The 16,783-nt window shown below is 38.4% G+C and carries 16 protein-coding genes; 6 read left to right on the plus strand and 10 right to left on the minus strand.

Annotation, left to right across the window (positions count from 1 at the left end; all coding sequences use genetic code 11):
- Positions 1 to 8: 8 nt before the first annotated feature.
- From U859_RS0100395 to U859_RS31880, 4 genes are read right to left on the minus strand one after another with little or no spacing between them, the layout of a single operon-like run.
- A complete protein-coding gene (locus U859_RS0100395) occupies positions 9 to 1,223 on the minus strand; it encodes a lanthionine synthetase LanC family protein (RefSeq protein WP_025141469.1) in 1,215 nt (404 codons plus the stop codon).
- Positions 1,198 to 2,265: a hypothetical protein gene (locus U859_RS0100400; protein ID WP_025141470.1), complete on the minus strand. Its 1,068-nt coding sequence runs from the start codon at positions 2,263 to 2,265 to the stop codon at positions 1,198 to 1,200. The genes U859_RS0100395 and U859_RS0100400 overlap by 26 nt, the downstream gene beginning before the upstream one ends.
- Positions 2,262 to 2,954 carry a helix-turn-helix transcriptional regulator gene (locus tag U859_RS0100405; RefSeq protein ID WP_025141471.1) on the minus strand — a complete coding sequence of 231 codons (693 nt, stop codon included), beginning with the start codon at positions 2,952 to 2,954 and terminating at the stop codon, positions 2,262 to 2,264. Before U859_RS0100405 ends, U859_RS0100400 begins: the two co-directional genes overlap by 4 nt.
- A 16-nt stretch (positions 2,955 to 2,970) precedes the next feature.
- Positions 2,971 to 3,129, minus strand: coding sequence for a hypothetical protein (locus U859_RS31880; RefSeq protein WP_162799822.1), 159 nt, complete (start codon positions 3,127 to 3,129; stop codon positions 2,971 to 2,973).
- Positions 3,130 to 3,478: 349 nt separating this feature from the next.
- Between U859_RS31880 and U859_RS0100415 the strand changes: the two genes are divergently transcribed.
- Together U859_RS0100415 and U859_RS0100420 are read left to right on the plus strand one after the other, a co-directional pair.
- On the plus strand, positions 3,479 to 4,804 hold the full coding sequence (locus tag U859_RS0100415; protein ID WP_025141472.1) for a paraquat-inducible protein A: 1,326 nt from the start codon (positions 3,479 to 3,481) through the stop codon (positions 4,802 to 4,804).
- A 33-nt stretch (positions 4,805 to 4,837) separates the two neighbouring features.
- Positions 4,838 to 6,172 (plus strand): paraquat-inducible protein A, encoded by a 1,335-nt coding sequence (locus U859_RS0100420; protein WP_025141473.1) that lies wholly within the window; start codon positions 4,838 to 4,840, stop codon positions 6,170 to 6,172.
- 91 nt (positions 6,173 to 6,263) lie between these two features.
- Here U859_RS0100420 and U859_RS0100425 read toward each other — a convergent pair whose 3' ends face one another.
- The 6 genes from U859_RS0100425 to U859_RS0100450 all read right to left on the minus strand — a co-directional run bounded on the left by U859_RS0100425 (position 6,264) and on the right by U859_RS0100450 (position 13,587).
- Positions 6,264 to 6,515 (minus strand): DUF4834 family protein, encoded by a 252-nt coding sequence (locus U859_RS0100425; RefSeq protein ID WP_025141474.1) that lies wholly within the window; start codon positions 6,513 to 6,515, stop codon positions 6,264 to 6,266.
- A gap of 129 nt (positions 6,516 to 6,644) precedes the next feature.
- A complete protein-coding gene (locus U859_RS0100430; protein ID WP_025141475.1) occupies positions 6,645 to 6,842 on the minus strand; it encodes a YwbE family protein in 198 nt (65 codons plus the stop codon).
- Between the two features lie 56 nt (positions 6,843 to 6,898).
- Positions 6,899 to 8,188 carry a DUF3472 domain-containing protein gene (locus U859_RS0100435; protein ID WP_025141476.1) on the minus strand — a complete coding sequence of 430 codons (1,290 nt, stop codon included), beginning with the start codon at positions 8,186 to 8,188 and terminating at the stop codon, positions 6,899 to 6,901.
- Between the two features lie 78 nt (positions 8,189 to 8,266).
- Positions 8,267 to 10,309 (minus strand): excinuclease ABC subunit UvrB, encoded by a 2,043-nt coding sequence (gene uvrB, locus U859_RS0100440; protein ID WP_025141477.1) that lies wholly within the window; start codon positions 10,307 to 10,309, stop codon positions 8,267 to 8,269.
- Between the two features lie 310 nt (positions 10,310 to 10,619).
- Entirely contained in the window at positions 10,620 to 12,992 is a 2,373-nt protein-coding gene (locus U859_RS0100445) for a M1 family metallopeptidase (protein WP_025141478.1), read from the minus strand.
- A gap of 10 nt (positions 12,993 to 13,002) precedes the next feature.
- Positions 13,003 to 13,587 (minus strand): HupE/UreJ family protein, encoded by a 585-nt coding sequence (locus tag U859_RS0100450; protein WP_205314361.1) that lies wholly within the window; start codon positions 13,585 to 13,587, stop codon positions 13,003 to 13,005.
- Between the two features lie 256 nt (positions 13,588 to 13,843).
- Between U859_RS0100450 and U859_RS0100455 the strand changes: the two genes are divergently transcribed.
- From U859_RS0100455 to U859_RS0100470, 4 genes are all read left to right on the plus strand, one after another.
- A complete protein-coding gene (locus tag U859_RS0100455) occupies positions 13,844 to 14,287 on the plus strand; it encodes a DUF6702 family protein (RefSeq protein ID WP_162799823.1) in 444 nt (147 codons plus the stop codon).
- Positions 14,288 to 14,418: 131 nt separating this feature from the next.
- On the plus strand, positions 14,419 to 15,687 hold the full coding sequence (locus U859_RS0100460; protein WP_025141481.1) for a DUF7033 domain-containing protein: 1,269 nt from the start codon (positions 14,419 to 14,421) through the stop codon (positions 15,685 to 15,687).
- A gap of 88 nt (positions 15,688 to 15,775) precedes the next feature.
- A complete protein-coding gene (gene upp, locus U859_RS0100465) occupies positions 15,776 to 16,420 on the plus strand; it encodes a uracil phosphoribosyltransferase (protein ID WP_025141482.1) in 645 nt (214 codons plus the stop codon).
- 42 nt (positions 16,421 to 16,462) lie between these two features.
- Positions 16,463 to 16,780 carry a low molecular weight protein tyrosine phosphatase family protein gene (locus tag U859_RS0100470; RefSeq protein ID WP_025141483.1) on the plus strand — a complete coding sequence of 106 codons (318 nt, stop codon included), beginning with the start codon at positions 16,463 to 16,465 and terminating at the stop codon, positions 16,778 to 16,780.
- Positions 16,781 to 16,783: the final 3 nt, after the last annotated feature.

A 16,783-nucleotide genomic window follows, 5' to 3' on the forward strand; every position in this document is an offset into this window, starting at 1 on the left:
GGTAGATTTTAAAGTAAAAAAATAGATTTCCAGGGATCGATATTGTTTTTATAACTGTTAAGTACTAAAGCGGTACCAATCAATCCTTCCAGAAGCGATGCATGTTCTGGTTTTTCGATAGCATCGTTAATATCTTTCGACCTGTATTTTGTAGCGATGATCTTATTTGTCCTGTCGATCCAGAACTCATAATGGTTAAGGTAATTTTCATCGTTCGATAATTGATACAGCGATTTATACAATTGAGCAATACCGGCGCTTCCGTGGCAGAAAAAAGGATCGTTAACAAAATCCAGCTGCTTAAAAGTTTCTTTCATTGATAAATGGCCAATCTGATCGGCAACTTTACGGTATTGGTCATTTTCTGAAAACTGCCCCACCCTATATAAAAAGATACAAATCGCCAGATCGCCGTAACACCAGGCCACGGGAATTTTGTTAAAACATTTTATCCCATCGGTTCGTATAATTGATGGAAATAAGGACCTGATCACTGCATCATCGCCAGCCCGGAGTTCAAGGTGTTTGATCATATAATGGGCAAGCAACTCAGCTTTTTTTCTCAGCCAATGCAGCGTTGGATCTTTATCTGCCAAATTCAAAAAAACCATTCCTAAAGCCAGGTTTCCATGGGCTAATCCAAAATTAATGTGGTTATTTTCGTCGGGCTCTTTATGGTAGAAGGCATTTCTAAACCTAAGCCCCTCTTCGTCAATGATCTCGTTTTCAAAAATTCTTTTTAATAAGCTTTCTATATTTTGCTTTATAAAGGGACTTAAATTTCTTTCGGCAAAGTAGTGCAGGTACCCGGTAGCGCCATAGAGGAAATCGGTATTGTTGAGTTTGATATCGGCAATTGATTTATTTGCGATGGCCAGGTCAAGCTGATACAACTCATCCTCCACATCTATTTCGATGAAGCCCTGTTTTTCGAGATAGTTAACCAACAAACAAAAGCCAGTATAGCCATTGGCAAGAGAGTAATCGCCAAAAGCGGGAGTGGTGGCATTTATTTTCTCAAATAGCTCGTAGAGTAAGCCTTCGGCTTCTTCTCGGGCATCTTCACCAGTAAGCCTGCTACTTTCAAATAAATAAAGGATATAACCCAACTGACCAGAAAAAAGCGAATTGTTCAGGGTTTTAACACCGTTAAAAATTAGCCTTTCAACGATTTCGTAAGAACTGGGATTTATATAATCAAAAGATTTCTCTGGTGTAGTCATTGTATTGGCTTTTTTGGTTAACGAATGCGTAACAGGTGGCAATCATCATGATTTCCTGAAAGCTTAATTCTTTTTGGGCGTAAATAATTTTGGTGAGATTGGCTTCTAACCTCGACATCCAAAGGTCTGAAGCCTCTAAAAAATTAATGTCGTCAGTAAAATCATACAACAGCTTATAGCCATAATACGGGCCCAATGCTCCCGAATAAAAACCAACGCCATCAATATTATCGTCAAATAAATCAGGTAATATCAAGGTATGGAGCCCCAGCAACAGCCCGGTTTTATATAAAGGCTTATTGTTTTTTAAAACCGAGTAAACGATGGTAACTATTGCTTTTTGGATATCGCCATCACGCCAGGTAAGTAATCCCTTTAAAGTTGGATATTTGAGGTTTTTGCCCAAAAAGAGGTACTTTTTATCCTCATGGTTTACTTCTTGCCAATATGAAAACATGGCATTAAAGCAGGTATCGATGGTATCTGTAAGTTCTGTTTCTTCGATCTCGTTCGGCTTATTTAAATATATTCCGATCAGGGTATCAGTTAATTTTGACAACAGATATTGCGGGTTTTCGGTAAGTGTATACGCCCTTTTATCAACATAATTTCTTACACCACTAACAAACCTGCTTTTAAGGCATAGTATTTCGCTGCTGTTTACCGATTTTAGGTAGAACAGCATTCCCGATGCACCATTGGCAAAATCAAAAATATTACTGCTTATAGCTGTATTGGCACTTTCTACAATGTAGGTGTTGAGTTCGGGTAATAAATACTCGTCTTCAAAAATGCGTTTCTCAATTTCTGGTTCTATAATAAAGAGTACATTTACCGCACCTAAAAAAGGCTCTATAAATATGTTTTTATCAAAAGGTTCGGCCCCCCTTAAAAGCGCCTTATCTTCAGCTTTCACCGGACTACCCTCTATTACAGCCAATAAAAATCGCACCACACTATAGCGAACGGTATTTTCGTACGGTTTGCCCTTCCCATCAATCTGGTGTAGCAGAAACTTCAGTATGTCCGATGGTTCGATCATGCCGATTTAATTATAGTTGTACGATACCATAGCGCAAGCGATAACAATTGGTTTTTACCTCTCAAGCTTAGTTTGCAGGTAATGCTGGCTTTATGGTTATTTACGGTTGCCGGACTGATGTAAAGTTTTTCGGCAATGTTTTTGGTCGACAATGAGGTAGATAGTGCAATAAAGATCTCCATCTCCCTTTTGGTCAGTTCTTTTATTTTGTTGAAATAAGAGATAAAAAGTAAGTTTTCTTTAACCAACGAATTTTTGGTCTGGAGTAATCTTTTTACATGGTTCGATTGATAATCCAGTCCGTAAGCAACCTCCATAATGCAGTAATACAAGTCGCTCATACTCTCGTGGTTAGACAGCAATCCCTTTACCAGGTTATTCTTACCTTCACTGTAATACCTTAGTATTTCTACATCATTACTTAATAAGATCACTTTAAAGTCTGATCTTATTTTTTTTAAAGCATCCATAGTCTGAAAAATAGTACTATCGAGCAGGCTCGAACTAATAATCAGGATGGATGAAGTGTTTGCGCACAAAAAGTTAATGGTTTCTTTTTCTGAACCCGCAATACCTATATTTTCGAAATTTCTTTTCCCCAGATATTCAAATAATGCTTCGCACAAAATATTGTTTTCCGATGCGATACAGATAGGTCCAATGCTTTTAAAGTTGAGATGTTTTTCCATAGGTAGATGAATTATCTTATTTGTTCATTGGAGGCATATTGGTTAGGGTAATCGTAAGCGTAGTATCCATGGTTCCAAAATTTCCACCTCCACCGTTTAGCGATTTCATTTCATCATTGTTTAGATATTCAATGATTCTCTTTTTTAATCTGATCGTGTTTTTAGCGTTTTTCATAAGATTTGTTTTTTTGTTTAATCTAATGTGAGAAGATGCTCAGAAATAAAAAAAATATATACACCAACTGTACTGGAAATATGTCCAACTATCGAAATTTAAGGACGACCTGAAAAATGATTTGTGGTTAATGAAGCTTTGGTAAGTGTGGAGTTACTTTGTCCCATGAAGCAAAAGAGGGGAGATAAGGCACTTCGAGATCAAAGTTATTAATCTACCTTTTCCACGCTCAGCTGTAGCGGCACAATTTTATTGCACTTTTAAAACCTTTTCACGTATTGTTGGTTTTATCTGGCAATACCAGACCAAATATTGCCGTCAATTGGCATAACCACTTAAATTAATCGGCTTGGAAACACAAGAAAAACATACAAAGGAGCAGAAGTCTTTTCTTCCTAAATTGCTGCTTATACTTGCTCTTGCCCTGCTGCTCGGAGCAGAAGGATACTTTGGCTTTAGGTTACACCAACTTTCCGATCAGCAGGAGCAGATTAAGGAAGATTATTCTAACATTAACAACATTACTTACGGGCTGTTTTCGGTACAGCAATGGAAGGATAATGTTTCAAAGATTGTGCACCATCAGGTAGGCAACCTAAAGATGACCAAAAAACAGAAAAAGGTATTGCAAACCGAAGTTGAACAGGTATTGCTGGCACTGATCAATAAAGCAGAAGCCCTTGTAAATAAGCCCAAAAAGACTTTAAGTGGGAAGATACAGAAATTCGCCATTAAGAATTTTGTGAACTCTGATAGCATAAAAGCACAAGTACCTGGTTTTGCCAAAAAGATTATTGCCGAGGTAGATAACCCAAAGAACAAAAAGCAGTTGAGTAAAATGGCCATTGGCGAGTTTAATGAAATTGCCAATGAAGAAAAGAAAGATAGTGCATTTGTTGCAAATGCTGCAGCGATTAAAACAATGTACCGGAAATATCAGGTATCTTCTACCGATGTACTGAATAAAAAATTAGTCGCCTCGCTTGCTGAAATCCGTGAAAAAACCTACGGCTATTCTTTTGGTATGCTGGCCTGTGTGGTGGTGGTGCTAGGTTTTTGGTGGGGGCTTCGTAAGCGTAGAGACCTGCATGTTACACTTTTTGTAATGTCGCTGTTTTTTGCCTTTATCCTCTTAGCTGTAGGTCTTACGGCCTCAATGATTGAGGTAGATGCACGGATCCGGTCGCTTGATTTTGTTTTATTGGGTGAGCATGTAATGTTTAAAGATCAGGTACTGTTTTTTCAGAGTAAGAGCATTATGGATGTGGTTAGGGTACTGATTAGCCAGCCAGGAATCGATTCGATACTGGTGGGGGTACTGATATTAGTCTTTAGTATTCTCTTTCCCGTTGTGAAACTTAGTTCAACAGGGATTCATCTTTTGGGCAATAAACGTTTGGCTGAAAACGGAATTATTAAATATTTTGCTTTCCAATCAGGAAAGTGGAGTATGGCCGATGTAATCGTAATTGCCATCCTGATGGCTTATATCGGGCTAAATGGACTGCTGGAAGGACAACTTCAGGCATTGAATATTAAAAACGATTCACTTACCATCTTAACCACCAACAATACAGCCCTACAGCCGGGATATATCATATTTATCAGTTTTGTACTTTATGGTCTCATTTTATCCACCATATTAAAGTTCATTACGCCACATGATGCCCACTAAACCATTTTTATTTCAGCTGTTTGATTAATTATTATGGCAACTACAACAAATACCACTCAAGATACTCCGGTAAGGAAAAATAGGGTAGCTCCTATATTGCTCATCGCTGCACTCAGCATCCTTTTGCTGGGAGAGGCCTATTTTGGCTACCGTTTCCATCAGCTATCTGTAGAGCAGAAGCACATCAAAGAAGATTATAGCCTGTCAAATAACATTACTTTTGGTATATTTTCGGTCGACAGATGGGGAGAGAAAATCTCGGCCGTTGTTGATCGCAGGGTAAAGGGTTTTAACCTGACCGCGAAGCAAAAAACAGAAATGCGGAAAGAGGTTGAAAAAGAATTACATGGATTGGTAAACAAAGCAGTATCTGAAGTAACCAAGCCACAGAAAAGCCTTGGAGGTAAGCTTAAAAAACTAGCTTTCAAAAGTTTTGTGGATGTTGATGAACTTCATGCGCAAGTACCTTCTTTCGCTAAAACAATTGTTGCAAAAATCACCAGCCCTACCAGTTTAAAAAGGTTAAAGGGTATTGCAACCAGCAAAGTGGACGAACTTGAGGCACAGACCTATGATAGTACAGATACAACCATTACCACTGTTGAACAAAACATTTATCATAAATACCATGTAGCAAATGCGAAAGCATTTGACCGTTTAGTTAATACAAGATTGGCAGAAATAAAAAAAGCCAGTTTTCAGTTTGCACTTGGGATGCTTGGCTGCGTAGCAATTGCACTGATGTTATGGTTATTTTTGAGAAAAAAAGTACAGCTGCACGTACCATTATTTATTATGTCGCTGTTGTTTGCCGTTATCCTGCTTGCTGTAGGGGTTACTTCTCCGATTATAGAAGTTGATGCACGGATTCAGACATTAGAGTTTGCACTACTCGGAGATAAAATTGCCTTTACCAACCAGGTACTTTTCTTTCAAAGCAAAAGCATATTGGGGATTATAGGAACACTGATTGAACAACCAAAGCCTGATGCCGTATTGGTTGGCGCGCTGCTACTGATTTTTGTGGTCGTTCTTCCACTGTTAAGAATTGTAGCCCGGGGTGTTCATGTATCCTGTGGTCACCTTTTTGGCAGCCAAAAAGTGTTGCGGTTTCTGGCATTTGATCTTGGTAAATGGGATATGGCCGATGTAATGGTGGTGGGTGTTGCAATGACTTATATTGGACTTAACGGGATCTTAAAGAGCCAACTCTCGGGACTTAACATGCAAAATGATACACTAAAAACTGTAACGGCAAATAATTCGGCCCTGCAGCTTGGTTTTTTTGTGTTTGTAGCTTATGTAATCTACACTATAGTGCTCTCATCTATACTGAAGCGTATCGATGAACAAAACGGTCCTTGTTAAGGATTGAATATAGATCTTGAAGAAAGTTATAACAGAAGAAACAGATTTGATTTTAAACAAAAAGACCCTGAAACAAGTTCAGGGTCTTTTTTTATTTTACTTCCTCGTAATCTACGAAATCACCGAGTTTATCTGTTTTACTTTGATCGGGTTTTGGAGGCATATAATCTATCGAGATAGAGCCTTCCGGTTTCGATCGTCTCTGTTGTTGTTGCTGTCCGGTTGCCTGACTCTGCATTTTACTGGCCAGGTTATTAAACAGCATGGGTAGGATTAGCCTGATCAACATTCTGATCAGCCAAAGTACCAATATCGTGATGAAAATGAATTTTACTAATGCCATTCTTTAAATTACTGTTGTTACAAATATAGACGTCATAAAATTTATTTTGTTACTTTTTTAGCCTTTAATTGCAATTTCATTACAATATAATACGCAAATAACCCTGTAATGGTTTTAACTAGACCTTAATTAGTCTCCAACTATTTCAGCTACGCGGCCAACCTGGCCATCTTCGAGCCGCACTTTTATCCCTCTCGAATGAAATGCAGATGAAGTAAGCAGGTCTTTAACCACCCCATAGGTGATCTTTCCTGACCTTTGGTCTTTTTTCAAAATAATTCCGACTTCTAATCCTGGATAAATGTCTTTTCTGTTTTGCCCGTCCATTTGTACTGTAATAAGTTGATGATAAAAGCTTCAAAAATCCATAATTATTTTGAATGTTAAGGCAATTTACTAAAATCTATTTCTGGTTTCTTGCCGGTAGAGGTTCTGGTGAAGATTTTTCTAGGCGTAGTATAATCATTAAAGAAACCACCGTTTTTCAGGTAAAATGCCCCTTTTTCCGTTCCTCCCTGATAATCCACTCTGTATCCTTTTGCTCCCGTATTATCGGTAGTGAAACGTGCTGATTTTAACTCGCTCCAAACGCCTTTATCATCGCAGATCCATTGATTATCGAACAAAACTTTTCTCGATAAATCGCCTTGAACAGGCGAAAAGTTTTCTAAAAAGGAATGGAAACGTTTAAGGTAGGTTTTAGTCTGTGGCCTGCTGAAACTAGCGATCAACTGCCATTTATTGGTTTCCGGAGCAAAGAAATAAGCGGTGTATGTGGTAACGCTATCTTTTCCGGGTACGCCATGAAGCAGGAATTTATAGGTATTTCCCGCTTTCCAAAGGTAATTTAAATAACTCTGCCCTCCTGCACCTTCGTTACCAAATTCTCCGGTATGTACGCCTTCGCCTTTCTTTAACATTTTAATTTTGTGCGATTCTGGAATGCTTTTAGGATCGTCGGTATTAAACGGACTCCACACCGAAAAAAGAATATGCCTCTCGGTCGGGCTGTTTACCTGCATGCCAAAATAACCTTCACCAAAGCCGCAAGCCATAAAATAGGAGCCTAAAATATCTTCTCCTTTTGGTACGGTTACTTCATTATAATACCATTCTGCATTTACATTCTCAGGCTGTTGATAGTTTAAATGTACGGATGGACCGCGCCTGCCCCAATGGAAGAAATTGCCTTCATTGTTTTTAACATAGGCTGTTTTACCTTCTGTAGCTGTTCCACCAACAGTTAAAGTTTGAATGGAAGGAAACTTTGCACCGCTTTTGCTGATCCCTTTGATGACGATGGCCACATAACCTGTATCTTTGATCGTCCATTCGCCAATCTCGCCATCAAAAGCTTTGGTTTCATCGAAACTTACTTTTTGGGGTTGATTATTAATGGTAAATTCTAGTGTCGATTGCCCTTCTAAAGCAGGTTTGTCAACCAGAGAAATCACAATTGTTCCAGGTTTGGAAACCCTGAAATAAGCGGTAAAATACTCTTTTGGATTGGTCCAGTTTACGATGCCTTTATTAGATAAGGTTCTTTCTGAATCCTGATGCAGAGAACTGTAAGCGTTACCTGCGAGGGGCAGGGAAATTGCCGAATTTTGGGCCTGACTTTTCAGACCGATGACGCCGAGTACGATCAGCGTTACGAGTTTAAAAGATTTCATTGAATGATTTTTAGATAACTTATTGAATTGCAATTGTAATCCAAATTTAGCTAAAAACCATTCTTTAAAACCAAATCGTTACTTACCAAATTTTTCGTTAAACATTTTCTCCAATGCAAACATTTCGTCTCGGAGTTTTGCAGCCTGTAAAAAGTCCATATCTTTTGCCGCTTTCTGCATATCCTTACGCGTATTATCGATTGCCCTTTGCAATTCATTTTTACCCATATATTGCACAATCGGATCGGCTGCAATACTGATTTCCGCATTTTCTACATAAGCCCTCGCCTTGTTATCGCTTGCTTTCTGAGAGAAATCGAGTACCGATGTCTGTTCTAAAATAGCTTCTCTCGATTTTCCAACGGTTTTCGGTGTAATTCCGTTTTCGAGGTTATAAGCAATCTGTATATCCCTACGTCTGTTAGTTTCCGAAATGGTTTTTTCCATACTATCGGTAATGCCATCAGCATACATAATTACCCGGCCTTTATCGTTACGTGCGGCACGGCCAATGGTTTGAATCAGCGATTTTTCTGAGCGGAGGAAACCTTCTTTATCAGCATCTAAAATAGCAACCAGGGTTACTTCGGGTAAATCTAAGCCTTCTCGCAAAAGGTTAATTCCTACTAAAACATCAAATTCACCTAAACGTAAACCGCGGAGGATTTCTACACGTTCCAAAGTTTTAATCTCAGAGTGGATATACCTAGTTTTGATATTTAACCGATCCAGGTATTTAGTCAGCTCTTCGGCCATACGTTTGGTTAAAGTAGTTACCAGAATGCGACCGCCATCTTTTATAGTAATATCGATTTCATCCAAAAGATCATCAACCTGATTAATAGCTGGCCTGATTTCGATCACAGGATCTAATAAACCCGTTGGCCTGATTACCTGCTCTACCACCACACCTTCTGATTTTTCAAGTTCGTATTCGGCTGGTGTTGCACTTACATAAATGGTTTGTGGAGCAAGTGCCTCAAACTCGTTAAAGTTTAATGGCCTGTTATCAAGCGCGGCGGGTAAACGGAAACCATATTCTACCAATGATAATTTCCTCGACCTATCGCCACCGTACATCGCCCTGATCTGTGGAACGGTAACGTGACTTTCGTCGATTACCATTAAATAATCTTCCGGGAAATAATCCAGCAAACAGAAAGGGCGCATGCCCGGCTGTCTTCCGTCAAAGAAACGTGAATAATTTTCGATACCCGAACAATATCCGAGTTCTTTCATCATTTCGATATCAAAATTGGTGCGTTCTTCCAGTCTCTTGGCCTCCAGTAAATGCCTGTCAGCAATCAATTGGTTCTTACGGATTTCCAGCTCTTCCTGAATTCCCCAAATGGATTGATTAAAACGGTCTTTAGGGGTAACGAAAAGGTTGGCAGGATAAATGGCCATATCTTCGAGTTTTTCCAGGGTTTTACCTGAAACAGGATCAATGGCCGAAAGTTCTTCAATGTCATCACCGAAAAAAGAAATGCGGTAAGCATGATCCAGATAAGCAGGATAAATATCTACAGTATCCCCCTTAACCCTAAAAGTTCCGCGTTTAAATTCTGTTGTGGTACGAGAGTATAAAATCTCAACCAGGCTATGCAAAAATGCATTTCTCGAAATCCGTAATCCTACCCCAAAACGAAAAACCATGCGTGAGAAATCTTCAGGATTACCCATACCATAAATGCAGGAGATGGATGAGACCACGATAATATCACGCCGGCCGCTCATCAATGAAGAGGTGGTACGTAAACGTAGTTTTTCGATCTCCTCGTTAATACTTAAATCCTTTTCGATATAGGTATTACTGGAAGCAATAAAAGCCTCTGGCTGATAGTAATCGTAATACGAAACAAAGTAATTTACCGAATTTTCAGGGAAGAAGTTTTTAAACTCGCCATAAAGCTGTGCTGCTAATGTTTTATTATGACTTAAAATCAAAGTAGGCTTTTGGGTCTGCTCGATTACATTAGCCACGGTGAAGGTTTTTCCAGATCCTGTAACGCCTAATAAAGTTTGATAATGTTCGTTAGCGTTTACACCATCAACCAGTTGTTTAATGGCATTTGGCTGATCTCCGGTAGGCTGATATTCTGAGGTGATTTTAAATTTCATGAGTATATCAAATATACGATTTAGGCTGTAAAGAGTAAAACAGGCAAAAGTCAGGAAAGTTGGAGATTGATCGATTAATAATAGTCTTAAAATTATAAAAGAATTTATTTTAAAAATTAGATATTGTGTTTAGACTGTTTAAATGACTATCAACCTAGTAAATCGAAAGTTTAACTTTTGATTTACTAGGTTGAAAATAAAAAATCCCCGTTGAATTTCTTCAACGGGGATTTTATGAAATCTAATTATTCAGAAGCTTAAAGATTCCCAATCAAGTTGGGAATGACGATCCGCGATAATGATGATGCTATTATTTTCCGGCAGCTGCCTGCATAGGGTTTTTACCAACCGACTGGCCTCTTACAGCACCACCAGCTTTCATTTTGTAAACCTTAAATTTACTTTCTTTTGCTTTACCGCCCCAGGTATTGTTTGAGGTATCGATATCAGCAGTTTCGCGCAAAGGATCTACTAAAATTGAAGCAACTTCTTTGTTTTTCACATAGAATTTTGAAGTTTTAAGTTCATTGTGTCTCCAGATCTGCGCCGGGATACGGTCGATTTCTTTGGTGCCATCTTTATAGGTAAACTCCACAATGATAGGCATTACTAAACCTCCTTTATTGCTAAAGCTTAGTTCGTACAAGAACTGGTTTGCGTATTTACTTTGATCAGCATCTGCAATCACTTCTACAGGTGCTGTCATATCCATTTTGGTAGATACTGTGGTATCAATAGTCACCAATCCTCTATCGTATTTATAATAGAAATCCTGTGCAGCAGTATTTTTATCTACATAGAAACCAATTTTCTTATCCTCGCGGTTTCTGATTTTCGAAATATCTTCAAAAGCATTTACAGCAGGTTTATCAATTTTCACCATTCTCGATCTTGCCGCCGGAACTTCTTTAGGGAAATCGGCTTTAGCAAATTTCACACTGTCCAATGAGATATCGCAGGGATCTGTTCCGTAAAACCAGCCTCTCCAAAACCAATCTAAATCTTCGCCACTGGCATCTTCCATGGTACGGAAAAGATCGGCAGGCTCAGGGTGTTTAAAAGCCCATCTTCTGGCGTATTCTTTAAATGCGTAATCAAATAATTCTCTGCCCATAATGGTTTCGCGGAGAATGTTTAAGCCTGTAGCTGGTTTTGAATAAGCATTCGGACCGAAACGTGCAATATTTTCAGAGTTGGTCATAATTGGCTCCAACTCATCTTTAGGCAGTTTCATGTAATCAACAATGGTGTAAGCAGGTCCTTTTTTGCTTGGAAATTTATTGTCCCAAAGTTCTTCTGTTAAATATTCAACAAAAGAGTTTAAACCCTCGTCCATCCAGGTCCACTGGCGCTCGTCGCTGTTCACAATCATCGGGAAGAAGTTATGCCCAACCTCATGGATAATCACCCCAAGCATGCCATTTTTGGTGCTTTCGCTGTAAGTTCCATCGGCATCTGTACGGCCGTAGTTGAAACAGATCATCGGATATTCCATTCCATTGGCGGCCTCAATACTTTGCGCAACCGGATAAGGATAAGGAATGGTAAAATCTGAATAGGTTTTAATGGTATGCGCTACTGCACGGGTAGAAAATTTGCTGTACAGGTTGTAAGCTTCCTTTCCATAAAAACTCATACACATTACAGTATTGTTGTTAGCCTGGATTTTTTGTGGCATGGCATCCCAGATAAACTTACGGGAAGAAGTCCATGCAAAATCGCGCACATTATTGGCATTGAAGACCCAGGTTTTTTTAGTTGTAGATTTCTTAGTTTCTGCGGTTTTTGCTTCGGCTAAAGTCTGGATTTCTACCGGAGCTGCTGCAGTTTTTGCCGAATTGTACCTGCTTAACTGCGCTGGGTTTAACACCGCGCTATAGTTGATACATTCTCCTGTAGCACCGATCAAATGATCAGCAGGCACCGTCATCTGCACTTTAAAATCGCCAAAAGTTAGGGCAAACTCGCCTCTTCCTGTAAACTGGTGATTCTGCCAACCCTGAAAATCGCTATACACACATAAACGCGGATACCACTGCGTCATGGTAAACAGGTAATTTCCATCGGCAGGAAAAAACTCGTAACCACCACGGCCACCAACGCTCATTCTGTCGGTAATTTTGTAGTTCCAGTCAATATTGAAGATCAATTTTTGGCCGGTTCTTAATGCTACAGGTAAATCAATCCTCATCATGGTTTTATTAACCGTGTATTTCAGGTTTTTACCCATCGCATCCGTTAGTTTGGTAATGTTGATTCCATCGCCATTGTTTGCAGTTGCACTTAACTGATCTAAAGTTTTAGTTGTGCCGATAGCAGGCATTTTAGTGGCATCCTGATAATTTGCGTTCTTATCGGTACTGTGCTCGTTTTCATCAAGCTGTAACCAGATATAGGTTAATGGATCAGGTGAGTTGTTGGTATAAGTTACCGTTTCAGACCCTGTAAGCAATAGGTTTTTTTCATCCAGCTCACATTTAATGTTATAATCGGCACGTTGCTGCCAATATTTAACACCGGGTGCTCCGCTGGCCGTACGTTGTTCGTTTGGTGTAGGTAAGATAGTACCCAGCTGTTCGAATTTATTCCCGTGGTTACTGCCAGGGTTATTCTGAATGTTTTGGGCTATGGCCAAACTACCCGAAAAGAGTAAAAGACCAGTTAAAGTAAACAGTTTATTCATAATACATTAGTTAAAGAGGGATTCTTTCTAAAGCCATTTTTAAAGCCAGGCTAAATACGGCTGCCGATACAAATAACACCCAACTGATGCGTTTGATGCGGGTATAGTTAAAAATAAAAAAAGTAATCAATAAAATGATGAAAACCATAAAAACCTGGCCTGCCTCAAGCCCTACATTAAAACCGAACAGTCCCCAGCCAATGTTCTGGTCTTTTGCCAGCATGATCCTGATCGAATTAGCGAAGCCCATGCCATGGATCAATCCAAAACCCAATGCCAAAAAGTAGTTGATCTTTACAGATTTCATCGAAAAATTCTTCCTGAACAGGTTACTTATCGCAGTAATGACAATGGTGCAGGGGATTAAAAACTCTACCCATTTGCTTTCGAACCTGATGATGTCTAAAACACTCAAAAGTAAAGTAAGCGAATGGCCAATCGTAAAAGCAGTAACCAATATCAGCACTTGTTTCAGGTTGTGGTAACTATAAATGGCTACCAATGCTAAAATAAAAAGTTGATGATCTAACGCATCGGCGCTTATAATATGCTCCCAACCTAATTTGAAATAAAAGATAAAATCTTGCAACGGCATGAAATAATAAGCTAACTATTGGAGTTAAAATAGTTTATAAAGCTTAAAATTATGTTTTTAATTGCAAAAAGCCCAAATATCCTTCAAACAAAACCATAAATACCAAATTTGTTACTGATTTTGAAGCTATTTATTGCGATTGTTTGGTTTAAGCTTTAAATCTTAACTTTGTTTACTGTAACACCTAATATTGATGCATAAATTAAAATATATCCTTTTGCTATTCTGCTGTGTTTTTTTTTCGGCTCATGCAGGAATGAAACATCCTTTACATGTAAGTACCACTGAAATAAATTTTAACGCCAAGGATAAAACCCTTGAAGTAAGCTGTCGGATTTTTTCAGATGATTTTGAAGCTATTTTAGCCAAATTATATAAGCAGAAAACTGATTTAAGCAATACTAATATGAAAGCTGCAATGGATGAACTGGTAAAAAAATACCTGCTTAGCCATTTACAGCTAAAAGCCAATGGAAATGCTGTTGCCATGAATTATATAGGATTTGAGATTGATCATGAAGCGACCAATATTTACCTCGAAGTTGAAAAAATACCTGCCATTAAATCTGTTGAAGTTAATGATACTATTTTGTACGATATGTTTGATGATCAGATGAGTATCGTACATGTAGTAAAGGGCAGTACCCGTAAAAGCACCAAAATACTTTACCCCGAAAAAAAGTTCACCGCAAACTTTTAATTGTAATTTTTGTATTAGATAATGGTTCAATGTTAAATTACCGTTAAATTTAATTGGCAATATTATGTGTTAATATTAGCTGAGGAATATTTCTTGTCATCTTTTTTTAAATCCCGTTGTTAAAATAAGTTATGCATCTAATCATCTTCTCCAATATATTAACGCCCCGCATCAAATATATCTTCAATTTTATTTTTAAAGATATCCTTAAAGCAGAAATAGAATTTACAGGTAATAGTCAATATTTTCTGCAGAGTGAACAGGTTAAGATCAGCTATGGTGATGAACCATTAGGCGATGAACTTTTTTTTAAAAGTACGGCTTTGCTCTTTTCCAACAAATTGGAAGAATTTAAACCAAAAACCATTTCATTTGGCGAATATCAGGTTCCTTTCCCGGTTGAGCAATCAACCTTGCCCTTTGATGTTTTTGCGGCGGCTTTTTTTATGGTGAGCCGTTATGAGGAATACATTCACCAAAAAAATACAGAAGAAGAATTCAAGCCTTCTAAAAGTTACCAGCATAAATGGAAGGTTTTAGATAAACCGGTTATTGATGAGTGGGCGCTGATGATTAAAAGCATCATCAAAAAGAAACATCCCGGTTTTAAGTTTCACGAGAAGAAATTCCAGCATCAGCCTACCATAAACTTCAATATTTTACCGGGTTTACCAAAAGGTTTTTTAAACCGTACTAAATTTGTTTTTAGCGCGCTTTTTAAAAAAGAGAATAATTACTTAAGCTCCAAATTCGATCGGCTCACCGGGGTTGGGATCAATAACGAACAGGTACTGGAAGAAGTAAATAAAATCATAGCTGCGAAAAAAAATAAAGCCTTTTATTTTGTCGATTTCCCTGAAGTACCGATGGATTACATTCAAATTAATGGTGTTGCTAAGCATTTTGAGGATCAATCTGTAGGGTTATTAAGGCCTTGCGCCAGCAACAAGCAGAAAATGACTGAAATTAAAGAAGGACTGATCAAACTCAGGAAAATCCATCCGGCTGCCATTCCTTTAACCAGTCAGCAATTAGAAGTATTAAAATTTCCGATCTGTTATTTAAATATTCTGAATTCGGGTATTACTTCAGATTATTCTATGGGTTATAGCAATGTATTGGGTTTTAGGGCCGGAACCTGTACACCTTTTAACTGGTATGATCTTCAGCTCGAAAAAGTAACACCTTTAGTGGTAAATTCTTATTGTTTAACCGATTATATTCTGCAGTATTTAACAACTGAATCGGCGACGAAAACCTTACATCAATATATTGATGCGGTTAAGGTTGTAAATGGAACATTTCATAGCAGTTGGAGTTTAAGAAGTTTGTCAGATCATCCTAAATATAAGAAATTGAAGTTACTGTTTATCGAAATGCTCAACTACGCAGGAAACTAATTTTTTAAACTATCCGCCTTAAAATTCCTATTTTTAACCACTAAACCCATCTTGGGACTAAATTTGTGAGAACCGAAAAATAAGAATTATGATTTTTGATGTAAGCAAAACAAAATCGATTGCCAATACCTTTATAGCTGAACTTCGGGATGAAAATATTCAGAAAGATTCGATGCGTTTCCGCAAAAATCTGGAAAGGCTTGGTGAGTTTTTTGCTTACGAAATCAGTAAATCGTTAAAATATAGCACCAAAGAAATTACGACACCATTAGGCGTATCGCCTTGCGAAGTTTTAGCACAGCAACCCGTTCTGGCCACTATACTCAGGGCCGGACTGCCACTGCAACAAGGTTTGCTCAACATTTTCGACAGGGCTGAATGCTGTTTTATTTCGGCTTATAGAAAAGTTGAAAAAAGTGGCGATTTCGTGATCCAGATGGATTATATTTCTACTCCTGATTTAGATGGCAAAGTTTTGATTATGGCCGACCCAATGCTGGCGACCGGACAGAGCATGGTAATGTGCTGTAAAGAATTGATTAACCGCTACAAAATTGAAGAACTTCATATTGTTGCCGCAATAGCCAGTACCGAAGGTGTTGCCCATGTACGCGCCAATTTGCCTAAGGCGAAAATTTGGGTTGGTGCCATTGATGAAGAAATGACCAGTAAATCTTACATCGTTCCCGGATTAGGCGATGCTGGTGACTTGGCTTATGGAGAGAAAGTTTAGTCCGAAGTCTTTAGTCTGGAGTCTTGTAACGCTCAATATAAAATGAATATCCTCTTTGTATGCAGTAGGAATAAATGGCGAAGCGCTACTGCCGAAACTATGTATAAAAATCATCCCAATCATCAGGTGCGTTCTGCCGGCACCGAGCCTTCGGCAAGGATTAAAATCAATGCTAAACTGATCGTTTGGGCCGATCTGATCTTTGTAATGGAGAAAAAACATAAACAAAGAATTACCGAACGTTTCCCCGAAGAAATCTATGGAAAGGAAATTGTCACACTAGATATTCCAGACGATTACCAGTACATGGATGAGGAACTTATTGAGGAGCTTAACGCAAAGGTGGGAGATTATTTATAAATC

The organism is Pedobacter jeongneungensis (assembly GCF_000633455.1).
GTDB lineage: Bacteria > Bacteroidota > Bacteroidia > Sphingobacteriales > Sphingobacteriaceae > Pedobacter > Pedobacter jeongneungensis_A.